Source organism: Nocardia sp. NPDC051030, assembly GCF_040683015.1.
GTDB lineage: Bacteria > Actinomycetota > Actinomycetes > Mycobacteriales > Mycobacteriaceae > Nocardia.
The window spans coordinates 456,329-475,563 of sequence record NZ_JBFBCD010000004.1; the positions used below are offsets into that span (position 1 = coordinate 456,329).

14 protein-coding genes are annotated in these 19,235 nt (G+C 67.1%); 4 read left to right on the forward strand and 10 right to left on the reverse strand.

Translation table 11 applies throughout. The annotated features are described in order from the left end of the window. Positions 1-17: 17 nt before the first annotated feature. Positions 18-977: a helix-turn-helix domain-containing protein gene (locus AB0N05_RS15725; RefSeq protein WP_364693466.1), complete on the reverse strand. Its 960-nt coding sequence runs from the start codon at positions 975-977 to the stop codon at positions 18-20. A gap of 86 nt (positions 978-1,063) precedes the next feature. Between AB0N05_RS15725 and AB0N05_RS15730 the strand changes: the two genes are divergently transcribed. Beyond that, positions 1,064-2,326, forward strand: a complete 1,263-nt coding sequence (locus AB0N05_RS15730; RefSeq protein ID WP_364693468.1) for an MFS transporter — start codon at positions 1,064-1,066, stop codon at positions 2,324-2,326. A gap of 274 nt (positions 2,327-2,600) precedes the next feature. Here the strand turns inward: AB0N05_RS15730 and AB0N05_RS15735 are convergent, their stop codons facing one another. From AB0N05_RS15735 to AB0N05_RS15745, 3 genes are all read right to left on the reverse strand, one after another. After that, entirely contained in the window at positions 2,601-4,235 is a 1,635-nt protein-coding gene (locus AB0N05_RS15735; protein WP_364693471.1) for an amidohydrolase, read from the reverse strand. 31 nt (positions 4,236-4,266) lie between these two features. After that, positions 4,267-4,962, reverse strand: a complete 696-nt coding sequence (locus AB0N05_RS15740) for an aquaporin (protein ID WP_364693474.1) — start codon at positions 4,960-4,962, stop codon at positions 4,267-4,269. Between the two features lie 466 nt (positions 4,963-5,428). Further along, positions 5,429-7,330, reverse strand: a complete 1,902-nt coding sequence (locus tag AB0N05_RS15745; RefSeq protein WP_364693477.1) for a CocE/NonD family hydrolase — start codon at positions 7,328-7,330, stop codon at positions 5,429-5,431. 255 nt (positions 7,331-7,585) lie between these two features. On the opposite strand from AB0N05_RS15745, the gene AB0N05_RS15750 reads away from it, so the two are divergent. Then, positions 7,586-8,245 carry a helix-turn-helix domain-containing protein gene (locus AB0N05_RS15750; RefSeq protein ID WP_364693480.1) on the forward strand — a complete coding sequence of 220 codons (660 nt, stop codon included), beginning with the start codon at positions 7,586-7,588 and terminating at the stop codon, positions 8,243-8,245. Here the strand turns inward: AB0N05_RS15750 and AB0N05_RS15755 are convergent. After that, positions 8,242-9,117, reverse strand: a complete 876-nt coding sequence (locus AB0N05_RS15755; protein ID WP_364693483.1) for an alpha/beta hydrolase — start codon at positions 9,115-9,117, stop codon at positions 8,242-8,244. The two genes, AB0N05_RS15750 and AB0N05_RS15755, sit on opposite strands and share 4 nt — an antisense overlap. A 70-nt stretch (positions 9,118-9,187) precedes the next feature. Between AB0N05_RS15755 and AB0N05_RS15760 the strand changes: the two genes are divergently transcribed. Further along, positions 9,188-9,799 (forward strand): helix-turn-helix domain-containing protein, encoded by a 612-nt coding sequence (locus AB0N05_RS15760; protein WP_364693486.1) that lies wholly within the window; start codon positions 9,188-9,190, stop codon positions 9,797-9,799. Here the strand turns inward: AB0N05_RS15760 and AB0N05_RS15765 are convergent, their stop codons facing one another. The 5 genes from AB0N05_RS15765 to AB0N05_RS15785 form a co-directional block, all read right to left on the reverse strand. Then, positions 9,800-11,515: an ABC transporter ATP-binding protein gene (locus AB0N05_RS15765; protein WP_364693489.1), complete on the reverse strand. Its 1,716-nt coding sequence runs from the start codon at positions 11,513-11,515 to the stop codon at positions 9,800-9,802. Further along, positions 11,512-13,287: an ABC transporter ATP-binding protein gene (locus tag AB0N05_RS15770; protein WP_364693492.1), complete on the reverse strand. Its 1,776-nt coding sequence runs from the start codon at positions 13,285-13,287 to the stop codon at positions 11,512-11,514. Before AB0N05_RS15770 ends, AB0N05_RS15765 begins: the two co-directional genes overlap by 4 nt. Before the next feature lie 223 nt (positions 13,288-13,510). Then, positions 13,511-14,755 (reverse strand): glycosyltransferase 87 family protein, encoded by a 1,245-nt coding sequence (locus AB0N05_RS15775; protein WP_364693495.1) that lies wholly within the window; start codon positions 14,753-14,755, stop codon positions 13,511-13,513. Between the two features lie 126 nt (positions 14,756-14,881). After that, positions 14,882-15,853 carry a hypothetical protein gene (locus AB0N05_RS15780; protein ID WP_364693498.1) on the reverse strand — a complete coding sequence of 324 codons (972 nt, stop codon included), beginning with the start codon at positions 15,851-15,853 and terminating at the stop codon, positions 14,882-14,884. 80 nt (positions 15,854-15,933) lie between these two features. Then, positions 15,934-18,237 (reverse strand): molybdopterin guanine dinucleotide-containing S/N-oxide reductase, encoded by a 2,304-nt coding sequence (locus tag AB0N05_RS15785; RefSeq protein ID WP_364693501.1) that lies wholly within the window; start codon positions 18,235-18,237, stop codon positions 15,934-15,936. A gap of 140 nt (positions 18,238-18,377) precedes the next feature. On the opposite strand from AB0N05_RS15785, the gene AB0N05_RS15790 reads away from it, so the two are divergent. Continuing rightward, a complete protein-coding gene (locus tag AB0N05_RS15790; protein WP_364693504.1) occupies positions 18,378-19,232 on the forward strand; it encodes a tryptophan 2,3-dioxygenase family protein in 855 nt (284 codons plus the stop codon). Positions 19,233-19,235 lie beyond the last annotated feature (3 nt).

Below are 19,235 nucleotides of genomic sequence, written 5' to 3' on the forward strand. Positions count from 1 at the left end.
ACACTCGAGGCTGGTGGTCACGGTTGGAAGGATCTGCGGTAGGTCATGGGGGTGACGCCTACTTCTCGGGTGAAGTGGTGGCGGAGGTTTCCGGCGGTGCCCATGCCGCAGAGTTGGCTGATGCGTTCGACCGGGAGGTCGGTGGATTCGAGTAGTTGGCGGGCTCGGGTCAGGCGTTCGGCGTGTAGCCAGCGCAGGGGGGTGGTGCCGGTGGCCTCGGTGAAGCGGCGGGCCAGGGTGCGGGTGGAGAGGCCTGCGGTGCGGGCCAATTGGGTGACTGTGAGCTGCTGGTCGAGGTTCTCGGTGGCCCATTGCAGGAGGGGGCCCAGGCCGTCGCCGGTGGAGCGGGGCATGGGGGCTTCGATGTATTGGGCCTGGCCGCCCGCGCGGTGGGCTTGGACCACCATGCGGCGGGCCACCTGGTTGGCGATGTCCGCGCCGAGGTCGGTGCGAATCAGGTGCAGGCACAAGTCGATTCCGGCGCTGACGCCCGCGCTGGTCAGCACGTCCCCGTCGTCCACGTAGAGGACCGCCGGATCGACTTCGATCTTCGGGTAGCGGGAGCGCATGAGATCGGCGTAGCGCCAATGGGTGGTGGCGCGGCGGCCGTCCAGCAGCCCGGCCTCCGCCAAGGCGAATGCGCCGGTGCAGAGCGAGACCATGCGGGCTCCGCGGGCGTGCGCGGCGAGGACGGCGGGGATCAGGCGCGGATCGACGGTGCCCGCAGTCACCTCCTTGGGGTCCAGACCAGGCACGATGACGGTGTCCGCGTCCTCTAGCGCGTCGAGGCCGTAGGGCGTATCGACGACGAAGCCGTGCTCGACCCGGGTGACGCCGGGATCGGCGGCACACATGCGCAGCTCATACCACGGGTCCATCAGATCGAGCCGCTCGAGACCGAACACCTGTGCGGCAATGGACATTTCGAACAATGCCATGCGGTCCGTGATGGCGACCGCGATTACTCCCGTACCCATGCACTCCAGAGTACTGGCAGAATTTTCATCAAGTTAGGCCTTTCTGCCACTCGTCAGGAACCAGTCACCGGACCACGCTGAATGTCATGACTTCGATTGATATTTCGCGCGTGCCGCGGTTGCCAGACCGGCTGGCATTCACGCTGGCCGCCGCGGTGATCGGGCTGTGCCTGGCCGCGTCCGCCATGCCCTCGCCGCTGTACAAGCTGTATGCGGCGAACTGGCATCTCGACACCTCGACCGTGACACTCATCTACGCCATCTACTGCTTCGGCGTGCTGGCCACGCTGCTGTTGTTCGGCCGCGTCTCCGACGCCGTGGGCCGCCGCCCGGTCATCGCGGCCGGGCTGACCGGGCTGCTCCTGTCGATGCTGATTTTCATCAACGCCACCAATGTGACCTGGCTGTTCATCGCCCGTGCCGTGCAAGGACTCTCGACCGGGATCGCCATCAGCGCGGCCGGTGCGGCGCTCTTGGAGCTGTATCGCGGTGAGAATCCGGCCAAGGCCGGGCTCTACAACGTCGTCGCGAGCGGGCTCGGCGTCGGGCTCGGCGGCATGGCCGGGGCGCTGCTGGTGCAATACGTGGCCGATCCGCTGGTGACGCCGTTCATCCTGCTCGCGGTGCTGGTCGCGCTCTTGTTGGGCGGCAGCCTACTGATGCCGGAAACCATGGTGTCGCGCACTCGATTCCGGTTCAGCGCCCCCGGCGTGCCGCGTCGGATCCTCGGGGCGTTCACCTTGGCGGGCTTGGGCATCACCTGCGCCTGGTCGATCGTCGGACTGTTCCTGGGCCTGGTCGGCGCGATCGCCCCGGCCTTGCTGCACACCACGAGCTATCTCCCGGCGGGCGGTTCGATTCTGGCCATGGGCGGCGCGGGCGCGGTGGCCTCGGTGTACACGCAGCGGGTGGCGCCGACCGACCAAATCGCCTGGGGCATGGCAATACTGTCGACCGGCATTGTCGGCCTGGCCTTGTCGGTGACCCGTTCCGGAGACGCCCTGGCCTTCCTCTTCTCCGCCGTCGTCATCGGATTCGGTATGGGCAGTGGCATGTTCGGCGCAGTGCGCACCATCGGCGCTGCGGCCCCGGCGGATCGGCGCGCACAGGTGATGGCGGCCTTCTATATCGTCGCCTACGCCGCGATCTCCCTGCCCGCCATCGCCGCCGGATACACGGCCCGCCATCTCGGGGCCGCGCACACCATCCAAATCTTCGGCGCGGGAATCATTGTGGCGTCGCTGGGCACCATGACCCTGGCCATCGCCCGCCATCGAGCCACCGCAAGCAAAACCATCCCCGCTACGGTCGGTCCGCGCTCCACAGTTTCCGCCGTACCGCAGCCATAGTGGCACCAGTGCCATCCCCGGGGCCGCCGACCGCGCGGTTCCGGGGAATGGCCATGTCAGGCGTGGCTCCCGGAGAGATCAACGCACGATGCGGCCGGGGCCAAATCCGGTGCCAGGAAGACGGTTTGAACCATCATCTTGAAGCCCTCGAGCATGCACTGGTGCAGGCGACACGCCGGAAAAGCCCTCCACCAGTGCATGCTCACCGCCGGAATGTCGCGGCAAGACTGGCTAGCAGTGACACAGGCGGCCCGCGAGGCGTGCCGCTACGACATCACTCTCGGCCGTATACGCGGGCTCCGCCGACGTAGGTCTCCGCGACGGTGATGTCGGCGATCTCATTGGGGGCCACGGTGAATGGGTCGCGGTCGAGGATGACCAGGTCGGCCAGCAGGCCCGTGCGGAGGGTGCCGGTGTCGTCGCGGCGGTTCGCGTGGGCTGAGCCTGCGGTGTAGGCGGCGAGGGTGGTCATGAGGTCCAGGCGCTGGGCGGGGAGGAGGGGTGGGAGGGTGGAGCCGGGGGTTGCTCGGTTGACGGCGGTGTGGATTCCGGCGAGGGGGTTGGGGTCGCTGACCGGCCAGTCGCTGCCGCAGGCGAGGGTTGCGCCCGCTCGGGCCAGGTCGCCGAAGAGGTATTGGCGGGTGGGGAGGTCGCCGCCGAGGAAGGGGAGAGTCAAGTCGTCCAGTTGGGGTTCGTGTGCGGCCCAGAGGGGTTGGAGGTTGGCGATCGCGCCGAGGTGGTGAAAGCGGGGGATGTCGTCGGCGTGGATCACCTGGAGGTGGGCCAGGAGGTGGCGGTTGCCTCGGGGGCCGTTGGTGTGGAGAGCGGATTCTATGGCGTCCAGGGCTTCTCGGACCGCGCGGTCGCCCAGGGCGTGGAAGTGGACCTGGAAGTCATTGGCGTCCAGGTCGGTTACGTGGGAGCGCAGGGCCGCCGGGTCGATGAAGCTGAGGCCGGTGTTGGTGGTGCAGCAGCCTTTGCTGTCCTTGTAGGGGGCGGTCATTGCGGCGGTCTGGTTTTCGGCTATGCCGTCGAGCATGATCTTGACGGTGTCGAGGCGGAAGCGGCCGACCGCGAAATCCTTGCGGCGCTGGATCATTGCCGGGATCTGTTCGACGCCTTGCTCGCGTTCCCACCATTGGGCTCCGGTCACCCGTCCCGTGAGCAGGCCGCGTTCGGCGGCGTCGAGATAGGCTGCGGCGCAGTCGAAGGCATCGCCGTAGGGGCCGACAATGGCCTCCTGCCAGCCCGTGATGCCCAGAGCGTGCAGTACCGCCTGCGCGCGCAATAGTCCGGCCAGCCGTTCCGCGGGAGTGATCGGCGGAACGAATCGCTCGACGAGGTCGGTCGCTCCCTCCTGCAGCATTCCCGTTGGGGTGCCGTCGGATTCGCGTTCGATGCGGCCGTCGGGCGGCTCCGGCGTATCGGCGGTGAGACCGGCGATTTCGAGGGCTCGGCTATTGGCCCAGCCACCGTGATGATCACGATTGGTCAGATAGACGGGCCGGTCCGCGACGACCGAGTCCAGCTGCGCACGTGTCGGCATGCCACCCGGGAAACTCTCCAGCGACCATCCGCTGCCGGTAATCCATTCCCGCTCCGGATGCGCGGTCGCATAGGCGGCGACCCGCCGCAGGTATTCGTTCAGGTCGGTGGTGCCCGTGAGGTCACAGGCACCCAATTCGACCCCGGCGGCCGCCGCGTGCACATGCGCGTCCTGGAATCCGGGCAGCAAGGCCTTCCCGCTCAGGTCGACCAGCTCGGTCCCCGGCCCGATGTACTCCCGCACCTCCTGATGGCCGACAGCGGTAATGCGATCGCCGGTCACAGCCAGGGCTGTGGCACGACTGCGGGCAGCATCCATGGTCAGGACCGTGCCGCCGAGGAAGACCAAGTCCGCGGGTTTCACACGACTGATCCTGACAGATGCGGATCCCGGTCTACGCGTCGTTGGGGTTCAGCATGCGGAAGGCCAGGCCCGCCAGCGCGCCGGCCAGCAGCTGCACGATCAGGTACACCAGCGTCGACGCCCCGAACAGGCCCATCACCAGGCCGCCGAACAGCACGGCCGGATTGAATACGCCGCCGGAAATGCCGCCGACCGCAACCGCTCCCGCCGCCACGGTGAAGCCGATGGCCAGGCCGTAGAACGAGTTGTTCGGATGATCCGCGCTGGTGGCCACATTCATGACCACATACGCCAGGGCGAAGGTGAACAGGAATTCCGCGATCAGCGCATTGGTCAGCGGGCGACCGGACGGATCCAGGGAACTGCTCGCCGCGGGACCGCCGAGGACGAGGCGCACGATCAGGGCCGCCACGAGTCCCGCGACCACTTGAACGATCCAGTAGGCGGCGGCCGCGATCAATCCGATCCGGCCGCGGACCAGGGCCGCCAGCGTCACGGCGGGGTTGTAATGCCCGCCCGAGATGTGGCCGCCCGCATAGATCATCACCATCAGCGCCGCGCCGATCGCCAGCGGTGCGAGCGCACTCCCGCTGTGCACCGCCGTGCCGATGGTGAACACCAGGAAGAAGGTGCCGATGCCTTCGACGACAAGCTTGCCCGCGAGATCCCGGCGGGTGGTGTCGGGGTGCTGTTGCGCAGTGGTCGTTTTCGAGGCCGCTCTAGTCATTTCCGATCTCCAATTTCGAACTGGTGACTAGTTCCCGTTCGCGCCGAAGCGCCGCGATCCGGTCGTGCCGACGCAGCCGCGCATCGGGGTCGAGACAGACCTCACCGCAATAGTTCGAATCGCTTCGGGTGGGGCTGGGCAGCGAATGTCCGCACACCCAGAAGGCTTTCGCCTCAGGGTCGTACGCGACGGGGAACCGACAGACTTCGATGTCCAGGAAGGTCTGGATGCAGTCGTTCATGACCGGCCTAGCTGAGTAGGTCCGCACGCGGCGGCACGCACTACAGCACGAACTCCGGAGGCGATTGGTTCGACCAGTTGTCTTGACGGAGCCGAGTCGCCCTCTCGGGCAGCGGAATTCCCGCCGAACAGTCGTCTCCGCAAACCGCCCGCGTATGCCGTTCGGTTCGAAACGCGCGCGGTGACTGAGCGAAAGAGACTCGGGTGCGAGGTGACCCACGCCAGGCTAGGAAGCGGGATCGACCGCCAGGTAGGTGAGGTAGCTGGGGTGGTCGGGGTCGAGGATTATGGTCTGGCCGTTGATCTTTCGCTTCAAGGACGGGGTCAGCAGATGGCGCGGGGAACTCCTGGGCGCGATCGCGACCCGCAAGCGGTGGCCCGCGCGCAGGACCGCTTCGGTGGGGTTGATCTCGATATCGATGTCGAAGGGTTCGCCGGGGACGACGGGGAGCACCGATTCGGCCAGGAGGGTGTGCAGCGGGAAGACGAGTTCGTCGTCCACATAGGTGCTGTGTTTCTCGTCGATAGCGCGCAGCGAGGACAGGAGTGCGCCGCGGGTCAGGGGCGCGGACGCGCCGTCGGGTTCGACATCGGTGACGGTCACCGACCAGAAGGCGTCCGTGCCACCGGCTTCCACGCGCAGGTGCAGGTTCAGCGGGCCGGACAGGATGAGATCGGCGAGGAGCGGGTCGGTGGTGAAGGTGATGGCGGCGGCCTCGGCGCGGCGGTCGTCGGAACCGTAGCGGCGGCCGAGCAGGGTGAGTGCGCCCATGGTCATGAGCGCGGTGTTATTGGAGGCGGCACCGGCTGAGACGGTCGGCAGTGGCAGGAATGACGGACCCTGCGGCGGTAGGTCCCCCAATGAGGCATCGGTGGCCGCGTGCGCTGCCGAACCGCTGGGCTCGGCGGCCAGGTAGAGCCTTCGCACAGTGGCGGCGGCGTCCGGGAAACTCGGGCGCGAGATCCATCCGCCCCCGCCCTGCCTGCGAACGGTCACCGGCCCGTAGCCCTCGATCCCGTTGTCGATTCCCCTGAGCCACTTGTCGAACCACGCGCATTGCAGCTCGTCCAGGGCGGGCGGGTTGCCTGTTTCGCCGAAGCCGCTGCCGAAGCTGATGTGATAGCCGTCGTCGACAAGCACCTGCTTCGCTCCCCCGCTCAGGCCGAGGCGATCGAACATGCGGAAGTTGGAACGGTTGTAGACGTCATGCCAGGCCCCATGAATCCAGGTGGCCGCGGTGATGTCCTCGAATCGGGGCAGCCGGGACTGCCATTGATCATTGAGGAAGCCGTCCGGATGACCATCGGTCGTGGCGATCCGGGTAGCCAGGCCCAGCCCGCTGGCCGGATCCCGCAGGCGGTCGCGCACATACGGCCCGAGCACCCGATTGCGGATCATGCCGCGCGGCGACGGCAGGAACTTGGCGATATTCACCGCCGCCAGCCACACCGCCATACCGGGTGTGGGCACGCCGCCGGTCAGTCCGAGTTCGCGCACCGGGTCCTCACCGGCGACGATCGCGAAAACGGCGTCCAGGCCCTCGGGCCGCTGGCCCGCCGCGATGAGTCCGGCGATCGCGCCGTAGGAGATACCGGTGATCGCCAGATGTCCATCACACCAGGGCTGTTCGCGAATCCACTCGAGCACCTCGAGGTAATCGCGGTGCTCGCGCGGACTGAAGAAATCCCAACTGCCGGTGGAGGATCCGGTGCCACGCACATCCACCACGACATTCACATAGCCGCGCGAAACCAGGGTCCGGTTGGTGGCGAACACGTCCATCGCGCCACCGGCCATGGTGTGCACCAGGTCTCGACCGGTGAACCGCCGCCTATCCGACCCGCGCACCGCGCGCCCCAAGCGCTTGGCCACCCGAGCGAACCGCGCACCCGAGCGATTGCCCATCCGGTTGTAGGGCGTGAAGGTCACGACCACCGGAAATGCGCCGTCCGCGGGTTCTTCCCGGCGATACGCGGGCCGCCCGACATCGGCGCACAGGATCACGCCGTCGGACATCGGAATGGTGACCGTGGTGTCCGTATGGACCGCGGGGTATTGCTCCTGCCCGATCTCGAAGCGGGCATCCGCGGGGCGCGGAACGGGCGTGGGGATGAGCGGTGTCGCCATGGATCAAGCCTGCCCCGCCCGGCCGTATCTGTCCGCGAATTGGAACAATCTGTCCCAGACAGACACTCGCCCATCGGTCGGGCAGCGCCAATGCCCTGCCGGTGACCGATGCCTACTCCTCCGGTGAGGCCGGACCCCGGAAGTTCAGGGTGCCCTCGGAGATGCACGTCCGTCCGCGTAGATGTGGCTTCCGGCTCGGCGGATAACATCGCAGGCATGACCCGCCACCACACTGTTCGAGACCTGCGGTAATCCGTGGCGCGCGAAGCGAGAAGCGTCGGGCGGCCACCGCGATTGACGGTGGAGGCGATCATTGCCGCGGCCGATCGCGTTCTGGAGGCCGAGGGGGCCGACAAGCTGTCCATGCGGCGGCTGGCCACCGAGCTGGGCAGTGCGCCCATGGCGCTGTATCACCATGTGCGGGACAAGGATCAGCTGTTGCTGCTCGTCATGGAGGCGCATGCGCGGCAGATGCCGCGGCCCGAGCTGCCGCAGGATCCGCGGGAGCGGCTGCTGGAGACTGCCGTACTGCTCTACGAGCTGCTGTCCGAGCGGTCGTGGATTGTCGAGGTGCTGACCGGCGACGACCTTATCGGGCCGTCGGCGCTGTGGGTCGTCGATGAGATGCTCGGTGCGGCAATCGAATACGGCTGCACCCCCGAGCGCGCCGTATTCGTTTACCGCACGATCTGGTTCTATATCGTCGGCAATCTGATGATCCGGGTGAACAGCGCGCGCCGCCGGGCCCGATCCGGCGAGCCCGCCTATCAGTACGGGGTCATCGCCGAATTGAGCGCGGACACCCACCCCTACCTCGCCTCGGTCGCCGATCGCTGGTCGGAGTTCAATACCCTCGACAGTTATCGGGAGGGGCTGTCGGCGGTGGTCGACGGCTTGCTACCGGCCCGCCCTTAGGTCAGGAACCCCCGCAATACGGGGATCAGCACTGCCGGATTGTCTTCCTGGACATTGTGTCCCGCGTCCGGCACCACCACGAGCGCACTCCCGGGGAGGCTGCCGATCAGACGCTCTGCGGCGGATTGCGGAAGCGCCCGGCTGCGTTCACCTCGCACGAGCAGGACCGGCAGGCCCGCGAGCTGCACGGGGAAGCTCTCGACGGCGGCCATGATGGCGGGGAAATCGGGCGGTCTCGGATCGGCCTTGGGCACCCAATCCCCTTCGGGCGTATGGCGAAACATGGTGCTCATTCGATAAGTGACGGCGGCGCGATCGGCCAGCGGATTGACCCGCAAGGCATCATCTACGACCGAATCGAGTTCGGCGACCGGGCCGAGGGCGAGCAGGAAGGTCCGCATGCGCTCGGTGCTCTCGAAGTCGACGCCGGGCGCGACATCGATCAGCGCCAGCCGCTCGACGCGATCGGGATGCGCGCCGCGGAGGTGGGCCGCGACCGTGCCGCCGAGCGACATGCCGACCAGGCGGACTCGATCGAAGCCGAGGTGATCGGCGGCGGCGAGGACGTCCTCGGCCATGGTGGCGATGCGATAGTCCTCGGACCAGTCACTGTCGCCATGGCCGCGCAGGTCCAGGGCGATCAGGCGAGCGTCGCCACGCAGGCCGAGGCAGACGAAATCCCAAGTGCGGGCGGTCAATCGGCCACCATGTAGCAGCAGGACGGCGGGTCCCGTTCCACCCCAGTCGAATCCGTGCAATCGGCAGCCCGCGTGGAAGTAGTCGAATTCGCGCGGCGGGGCGGGGTCGTGGATCCGGACACCCAGTGCGGCCGCCCGGTCGGTCATCGAAGGGATCGTGGTCTGTCGGTTCATCACGAAACTCCTTACCTTGGACCTCCAAGGTAAAACTCCTACCTTGGGCGGTCAAGGTAAGATCTGGCCCGTGGCTCCCCGCGTACGACGCAAACCCGACGATGCCAAGCGCTTGATCCTGGAAGCGGCCGAAAAGCTCCTCACCGCGGGCGGTCCCACGGCCGTGCAGGTGCGGGCCGTGGCCGCCGAGGTCGGGGTGTCCGACGCCGCGGTCAACCACCACTTCGGCACCCGGGAACAGCTGCTCGCCGAGCTCCTGCGCTTCGGCGGACGCAAGCTCAAATCCGAACTGCGCGCCGTGCTGAGCACCTGGTCCGATGGACCGGTCGACCCGGCCCAGCTGGTGCGCGCGCTGTCCGCGCTCTATGCCGACGGCTATGCCGACCTGGCGCTCGCATTGCATCGATCGGGCTGGCGCGACACCGGCGGCGGGCTGCTCGACGAGGTCGTGGATCGCCTGCACGCGCAGGCCGAAACGGCCTGCGCGGCCACCGGCCGGACGCCCCCGACACGGGAGACGATCCAGATCACGGTGGCCGCACTGCATCAGGCCATTTCACTGGAGCCATTGTTCGGCGATGACTTCCGCCGGAGCGCCGGATTGGCCTCGGGCGCACACGATCTCACCATCGAGTGGTGGATCGACATCGTGCGCGCGACCCTCGCCGGGACTGCCCGATAGTCATTCACTCGCAACGGGTGTCAGCGAGATGTTCCAGAAATCGGCGTACCGGCCATTGCGGCGCAGCAGCTCATCATGCGTACCCTCCTCGACCACGCGACCGCCGTCGAGGAACACGATGTGGTCGGCACTCTGCACGGTGCGCAGTCGATGCGCCACCAAAACCACTGTGCGGCCGGACATCAGGCGTTCGACGCCCGCGTGGACGGCGACCTCGTTGACCGGGTCGAGCGCGGAGGTAACCTCGTCCAGCAGCACTATGGGCGCGTCCTTCAACAGCGCCCGGGCGATCGAAACACGTTGGCGCTCACCGCCGGACAGTAGTGCGCCGCCCTCGCCGACAGCGGCTGACCAGCCGCCGGGCAGGCGCTCGATCACCTCGTCGAGCCCGGCCGCGGTGGCCGCGGCGCGCACCTCGGCCGGGGCGGCGTCGGGGCGGCCGAGTCGCACATTCTCCTCGATGGTGCCGTCGAAGAGATAGACGTTCTGGAAGACGATGGCGATCTGCTCCATCAGCACCTCGGTACTGATCGCGCGCACATCCACGCCACCCACCCGGACCGCGCCCGCGTCCACGTCGTAGAACCGCGCGATCAATTGCAGCAGAGTGCTTTTGCCCGCACCCGAGGGGCCGACAATGGCGAGCCTACGGCCCTGCGGCACGGACAGCGACAGGTCGTCGATCACCGTGCGGCCGTTCTGCCGGAAGGTGACGGACTCGAATCGCAGGTCCCGGCGTTCCGGCCGGATCGGCTCGGCGGGTTCCGGCAGCGGCGGGGTGTTCAGAATGGTGTCGAGCCGGGCCAGCTCGGATCGTGCGCCGCGCAGCTTGCCGCCGATATCCGACAGCGACAGCAAGGGGTCGGCGCAGCGGGCGGCGAGCACCAGAATGGCCAAAACCTCTGCCGCACCGATGCTTCCGCCCAACGCCAGATATGTGCCGAGAGCCAGCAGCGCCGTGAACACGGCTTGCACGGTGAGCGTCAGACCCAGCACGCCGGGCAGGGCCGACAGTGTGGAGCGGCGGGCCGCCCGCTGAAGTCCGGAGAGGGCATCATCGAGCAGCCGGAAGCGTTCGGCGGTGCGGCCGCCGACCCGCAATACCGGCTGCACCTGAAGATATTCGATGACTCGCGCGGAGGCCTCGTCGCTGCGTGCGCCGTGCTCGGCGTCGGTGGCGGCCATGGCGCGGCCGGTCCAGATCTGGATTGCCGCCACAATCGGCACGGCTACCAGGGCGGCCAAGCCCAATTGCCAGTTGTAGGCGAGCATTACGACGACGATCGTCAACGGCGTCACGCTGGCGAAGATGAGCGGTGCCATCAGATGCGCCGAAATGCTCATGGCTTGCAGAATGCCTTGGCTGCCCAGCACCGACACCTCGCCGACGCGCCCGGAGGTGTACCAGCCCAGGGGTAGCCGGGCCAGGTGGTCGCCGAAGCGGTGGTACAGGCCGCGCAACCCCGCACCGGCATCACGGAATCCGGCGAGATCGCTGCGGTAGCGGAGCACCGCGTAGACCGCGAATGCCGCGCCGAATCCGATCAGTGCGGGCCAGGCGTCGTCGGGGGTGCTTCCGAACAATGCCCGCAGGACGGGCACGAGCAGTGCGTAGGAGAGGCCTTCCGCGATCGCGGTAATGGTCATGAGGGTCACGGTGCGGCGGATGGGCCGGGCGTATTCGTGGCCAAGCACCTGTAGCAGCATTCGGATCATCGGAGTTCGTCTCCTCGTGTGCCACTGGGGATTTCGACCCCGTCGGTGGTCGCGGTTCGGTGGGTTCGCCAGAATTCGGCGAACTTTCCGTCGTGTGCCAAGAGCTCCGCGGGCCTGCCGCGCTCGACGATCTCGCCGTGCTCCAGCATGACGACGGTGTCGGCATCGGCAATGGTCTCCATGCGGTGCGCTATGAGCAGGATCGTCCGATCGGCCGTCAGTGTCGCCAGAGCGCGGCGCACCGCCTGTTCGGTCCGCGGATCGGCGAAGGCGGTCGCCTCGTCGAGCACCAGCACGGGCGCGTCGGAGAGCAGTGCGCGGGCGATCGAGAGTCGTTGCGCCTCACCACCGGACAGTTCGACGTCCACGCCGACTACCGACTCGTAGCCGCGCGGCAACTCCAGGATTCGATCGTGAATATTCGCCAGCCGGGCGACCCGGACGACCTCTTCGAGCTCGGCCCGAGGCACTGCCAGCGCGATATTGTCCGCGACCGATGCGCGTAATAGCCGCACATCCTGGAAGACGAACGAGACATTGCGGTAGAGCTCCCGGCTGCCGAGCTCGCGCAGATCGACGCCACCGAGCAGGACCGCACCGTGATCCGGATCGAAGAATCGCGGCAAAAGCTGTACCAGCGTGGACTTTCCGCTGCCCGAGGGCCCCACAAGAGCGGTCACTGTCCCCGGCTCGAGCACCAGGTCGATCCCGCGCAGCACCTCGTGTCCGGCCTCATAACCGAATCGCACATCACGCAGTTCCACCCGGTGTCCCCGCGGCTGCTGCGGCCGCGCGGGTTCCGGAAGCGGCTGCACCGCAAGCACATCCCGAATCCGGCCGACCGCGCGCCGGGCCGCCTGGACGTCGTCGAAGCCGTGCCCGAGCGCAGCAACCGGAGCGGTGATGCCAAGCCCCAGCAGCAGGAAGGGCAGCAGGTCGGCCGGGGCCATGGACCCGCTCGTGATCAGCGACGTCCCACCGATCAGCACGACCAGCAGCACGAACGGCGGCGACAACATCAGCTGCATTCCGGCGGCGGGCGCGGACAGGCCTCCCACCCACCGAAGAAAGTTGTCGGTGAAATCATCTGCGGCCGTGCGGAATTTGCGATGCGCGCGCTCCCCGCCGCCGAACGCCTTGACCACCGCGATGCCCTGCACGAACTCCACGGCCGAACTGGAGATCCGCTCCATGGCCGCATCCAGATCCACCTGCTCACGCTGCCGCTTCGGCGTCATCATGAGCGGAACCAGCGCGAGCGCCAGCACCACCGGAATCATGGTGATCAGCGAGAGCCGCCAGTCCACGGTGAACAGGTACACCAGCGATGCCAATGGCACCGCGAACGCGGAAACCAGCTCGCCCGGCGTATGCGCGATCAGCGGATGCACCGCACTCACGTCCTGCCCCACCACTTTTGCCAACTCCCCCGTGCGCCGCCGCGAGAACCACCCGATCGGCGCACTCCCCAGCCGAGCCGCCAACTGCCGCCGAAACGACAACTGCACCCGCCCATCCAGCAGATGCCCGAGCCCCGAAGACCCCGCCGTGAACACCAGCCGCACGAACAGCCCGGCCGCCCCCACGATCACCACGGCCCACACATGCCCGTGATCAATCGGCTTGGGCGACAACAGAGTCCGCCCCAACTCGACCACGGCCAAGAGCGGTGCAAGCCCCGCCACCGCCCCGATGACCTGCAATATCACGACCCCCGCGAACCCCCACCAGAACGGCCGCAGTAATCCCCGGACACTGAGTCCGGCCGCCACGTCAGCATCCGATTGCGGTTCCGATGACGGTGTCGATGGTGCCGCGGCCCTCCCCCGCACCTCGGCTAGCTCGATGGCATTCATCGCTCTCCGATCCCTTTTCCGTACGCGTACGTTAAAGGTACCTCGAGGCCACGAACACTGTCGTCAGTTGCCGAATTCGGGGAGGAGCGCACTTACCAGAGGTGTTGCGCTCGAACAGATCAGATGTGACCCGATGAGGTCAATCGCCGGTCGAGGCCGGTCGGTTTCTGCGACTGAACAGGAACAGCGCCACCAGCAGCACGCTGAACCAGACGTAGGTATTGCCGATGAAGTGCTGCCAAGGCGTCCAATGGGATTCGCGATGTTCGCCGTCCGGGAGCCAATTCTGCGGGCCGATCACGAAGACCGCGGCGGTGATCGCGGTGACCACGTACCAGCCCACGGCGTCCCGCCAGGGCAGCCGGGTCGCGTAGCCGAGCATCGCCAGCAGGGCCGGGGCGATCCAGATCCAGTGGTGCGACCAGGAGATCGGGGAGACCAGCAGGGTGAAGACGGCATTGATCCCGAGAGCCAGTGGCGGGAAGTCGGCCGCGCGGCGCATGGCGGGCACGACCAGCGCCAGCAGTGCGGCGCTCAGGATCAGCCAGAGGATGGTGAGTAGTGGTTTGTGGACTTCGAACCGGGCCAGCACGGCCTGAATCGACTGATTGGTGTGGAATGCCGAACCGCTGAGCCCCGACACATTGCCCATGCCGCCGAACCAGTACGTCATCGACGCGTGCGGCAGCACGGCGAAGGTGATCGCGGTCGCCGCGGCACCGGTGATCGCGGCCGTCAGGGCGGCCTTGTAGTCACGCCGGATCAGGAAGTAGAGGACGAACGCGGCCGGTGTCAGCTTCACCGCGGCCGCGATACCGAGCAGCATGCCGCGCCGCCACTTCGGCTTCTCCGTCAGGCAGTCGGCCACCACCAGCACCATGAGCAGCAGGTTGACCTGCCCGAAGTCGAGCGTCGAGTGGGTCGGTTCCAGCAACAGGCCCAGCGGCGTCGCACAGGCGGTCACCCACAGCGCGAGCTGCTTGCGACTCTCCCCCGGCCATACCCGCCGCGCTACCAGATAGAAGGAGATGGCGAGCGCGGCCACCGAGGTCACGAAGAATCCGAGGCGAGCCGCATCCCACGGCAGCCACGCGAACGGCGACAGCAGCAGAGCGGAGAACGGCGGATAGATGAACGGCAGCCCGATCCCGATCGTGGTCTGCGGCAGCTCCCCGTACATATCCCCGCCGTGCCACAGCGTCTGCACACCCAGCCGATACACCTGGAGGTCGATGAACCCGCCCGTGATCTGTTTGAACGGCCACACCGGCAACATCAGACACAGTGCGGTAAAGGCCACAGAGATCGCCGGAACCAGCCACATCACCCGCCCGAAACGGCGGTCCAGCGACTTCGGCGTAGCAACAGCGGTAGAACGACTCATCCGCTACCACTTTATCCGCGCCCTCCCACCGGCGCGCACCCGTACCGGCACTGCCCGCCGAGGAGGGATCGACGGCTGGTCAGAGGCGCGGGCGGATGTCTCGCGGGTGCCGTGTGCGGGACGGTCCTACTCACACGATCCAGTGGCCGCGCGGTCGAAGGCTTCGGCCCAATCGGAGGGAGACGCGGTGAACGGCGGCGGCACCTGTGCCCGCATTGCCGGGAGACCACCCGGATACCTGTCCACCTGTTTGAGGAGTCCTTGGCAGTACCCGCGGATCATGGCGTCGCGGGTGTCCTTCGGCGGTGGCGGCTTCTCGGAGGTGCTGGGTTGCGTGGGCTCGGGCTCGCTGGGTTTCGATGTGGTCGGCGGCGTCTCGGCGGGGGGCGTGGTGGTTTCCGGTGGAGGTGCGGTCTCGGCCGGGACGTCCGGTTTCAGGGTTTCCGGTGGGGACGGGTTCCCGGCACCTGGTACGGGGGCTGAGGTGGTGGTCGGCGAGGTGTTCGGGCGCGGTGGCGCGGATGCCATGGTGGTGTCCGTCGCGAAGACGGTGTCGTCACCGCGGTTGACCACTATGACGGCTGTTGTTATCCCACCGGCGATTACGACGAGCAGGGCGAGGACGACGGCCGCCCAGATCCAGGCCGCTCGCCGTGCGGGTGGTGTCGGGCCGACCGGCGGTGGATTCCACTGCGGAGCCGATTGCTGCGGAATCTGTTGGGAGGCAGGGCCGGTCGCGGCGAGTAGTGCGCCGCGGGCGGCCGCCGAGGCTGGGCCGTCGTCGGGGTAGATCGCCGAATTGTGGGCGGTGGCGGTCGAAATCGGTATCAGCCGTACCAGATTCACGGGGTATCCCACGGCCGCCGCCGCTTGCGTGAGCATCCCGACCTGGTCCGGCAACCACTGATCCGGATGCGCCAGTGCCAATCCCGACGGCGGCTGCCCGCTCCGGACGAACTGCGCTGCGTTCAGCGCCGCGCGCAGTGCCCAGATCACGGCTTCCGGGTCGGGCGGGATCGCGGTCACGCTGCTCGGCAGCGCGATCGGTGTCACCTGCCGCACGGACGGATCCAGACTTGTCGCGGCTGTCGCTGTCATGCCGAACGCGACACCCAGCAGCCAATCGCCCCCCACCACATTCCTCCTGGACGGTCGTCAAACAAGCGCCCAGTATTCCATCATTCGACGTTCGGATCCGGCCGAGTGGTCGGAGGCGGTCCGCTGACGGTCAGTGCCGGGATCTCGCCGGTGTAGCGCTCGATCTCGACCAGGGATAGCTGACCGGTGCAGCCCTGACTCAGGCGTGAGGTGCCGCGGTCATTGGTCACGGCGTTCGGATTGCCGTGGCGGCAGAAGGTCGGGTCCGACGGGTCGGGGTCATACCAGGCACCGGTCGACAATTGCGCTACGCCGGGTCGCACGCCGTCGTCGATGTGCAAGCCCGCCAGGCAGCTGCCGCGGTCATTGTGGATGCGGACGATATCGCCGTTACTCAGGCTGCGGGCCTCGGCATCGTCCGGGTGCAGCCGGACCGGTTCGCGGCCGGAAATCTTCGTGGACTGGCTGTGGTCGCCGACATCCAGCTGACTGTGCAGTTTGGTGCGGGGCTGATTGGCCACCAACTGGATCGGGAAGCGGGCCGCCGCGGGACTGCCCAGCCATTCCTCGGGTTCGAGCCATACCGGGTGGCCCGGGCAGTCGTCGTAGCCGAAGCCCGCGATGGTCTCGGAGAAGATCTCGATGCGCCCGCTCGGGGTGTGCAGCGGATGCGCGGCCGGATCGGCGCGGAAGTCCGCGAAGGCGATGTGCTCCTCGTCCTCGATCGGCAGTTCGAGGGGTTCGCCCGACCAGAACGCGTCGAAGTCCGGGAGTTCGTAGCCCTTGCCGGTCAGGCGTTCGCGCCACTCCTCGTAGAGGTGACGCAGCCACTCCTGCGTGGTCCGGCCTTCGGTGAATTCCTTTCCGATACCGAGCCTTTCGGCGAGCTCGCCGAACATCCAGTAGTCGTCGCGGGCCTGGCCGTGCGGGGAGGTGAGGGCCTGCATCGGGAAGAAGAATCGGTCGCCCTCCCCCGAGCCGTAGTCGTCGCGTTCGATGGTCATGGTCGACGGCAGCACGATATCGGCGTGCCGGGCGGTGGCCGACCAGAACGGATCGTGCACCACCACGGTGTCCGGGCGGGCGAACGCGCCGCGCAGGCGGGCCAGATTCTGGTGGTGGTGGAAGGGATTGCCGCCCGCCCAGTAGACCAGGCGGATATTCGGATAGGAGCGGTGCTCGCCGTTGTACTCATATGGCGCACCGGGATTCAGCAGCATGTCGGCGATCCGGGCGACGGGGATGTACTCGCTCACGCCATTGATGCCCTGCGGCAGTTTCGGCGGTGACGTAACCCGTACGGCCAGGCCGACATTCGCCGCCGAACCGTAGCCGTGCCCGAATCCTCCACCCGGCAGGCCGATCTGGCCGAGCATGGCGGCGAGGACGACGCCGAGCCACAGTGGCTGCTCGCCGTACTGCGCGCGCTGCAGCGACCAGCTGACCGAGATCAGCGTTCGGGTGCTTGCCATTTCTCGGGCCAACAGCCGAATCCGCTGTGCGGGAACACCGGTGAGGGGTTCGGCCCATTCCGGATTCTTCACAATGCCGTCCGCACCGCCGCGCAGATAGTCGGCGAAACGGTCGTAGCCCACCGCGTACTTGTCGAGAAACTCGGTGTCCGCCAACCCTTCCGCGTCCAGGACCTGGGCCAGCGCGAGCATCAGCGCGGCATCGCTGCCGGGCCGCGCCGCGATCCACTCCGCCTGTGCCTCGCCCGGAATATCGTCGCGCAGCGGGCTGACGGTGACGAATCGGCAGCCATTGGCCTGCGCAGTCTCGATCCAGCCGCGGCCATTGTGGCGCGATACCCCACCGGGCGATACCGCCGAATTCTTCGGCGACAACCCGCCGAAAGCGACGATCAGCCGGGAATGTTCGGCCAGCACCGACTTGGTGGTGGCTCGCGCCATGATCGTGCCCATATCGGCGAGCACATGCGGCAACAGCACCGTCGACGCGCCGAGGCTGTAGCTGTTGCGATGCGAGACATACCCGCCGAGACAGTTCAGGAAGCGATGCACCTGACTCTGCGCGTGATGGAATCGCCCCGCGCTGGCCCATCCGTAGGAGCCGCCGTACACCGCCTCGGGCCCGTACTCCCGATACACCCGGCCCAGCTCACCGGCCAGCAGATCGAGCGCCCGCTCCCAGGACACCGGCACGAACTCGTCATCCCCGCGCGCGCCGGGGCCGGGACCGTGTTCCAACCAGCCCTTACGCACGTACGGCTGATCGATGCGAGTCGCATGATGCTGGGCCGAGGCGACATTGGTTATGAGCGGAGTGGGTTCCGGATCGTTGCGCCAAGGTCGCACCTCGGTCAGGCGAGTGCCGTCGCTGCGCGCCTCGAACGCGCCCCAGTGGGTGAGATGCGTTGCCATCAACCCAACATACGCCCGAATACATGAGTCGAGCTAAGGGGTTTCGAAGGTTGAGAATCCGGCGAATGTGACACTTTCCTGACCGCCGTCACGAATGTGTACTACTGTTGGGGGAAGTCATAGAACGAATGGGGACCGCGATGAGCCGCGAAACCAATACCCGTGCGCTCGAACCGGAGATCGTCACCGAGTTCGGGGCGGGTCCCGGATACAGCGCTTATCTCGCGCTGCCCGACCTGCTCGGTGCGCAGCATCCGGTCAGCAGGCCGCCGCAGCACGATGAGCTGCTGTTCATCATTCAGCACCAGACCACCGAGTTATGGCTCAAGTTGGTGCTGCACGAATTGCGTGCGGCGCGTGCGGCTTTCGATGCCGATGAGCCGGGTGTCGCACTCAAGGCCATCGCCCGGGTCAAGCACATCCAGCGCACGCTGACCGAACAGTGGTCGGTACTGGCGACACTGACACCCACCGAGTACGCCCGGTTCCGCAAGTTCCTCGGACACTCCTCCGGATTCCAATCCCATCAGTACCGGGCCGTCGAATTCCTGCTCGGTAATAAGAATCCGGAGATTCTGCGCGTCTTCGAGGCGGATCCGGCGGCTCGGTCGGAGTTGGAAACGCTCTTGCGCGAGCCGACGCTGTATGACGCGTTCTGGCGTCACCTGGCGCGGACCGGACTGGCGGTGCCGCGCTCGGTGCTGGAGCGTGACATCACTGCCGCCTATGTTCTGAACCCGGACCTGATTCCGCTGGTCAAATCGATTTATGCGGCCCCGCAAGACAATTGGCCCGTCTATGAGGCATTCGAAGAGCTGGTCGACCTCGAGGAGAACTTCCAGCTGTGGCGGTTCCGGCACCTGCGCACGGTGCTGCGCACCATCGGAAGCACCCGCGGCACCGGCGGCTCCAGTGGAGCCGGATTTCTTCAGCGTGCACTGGATCTCACCTTCTTCCCGGAATTGTTCGCCGTTCGCACCGAAACGGATATCTGACGC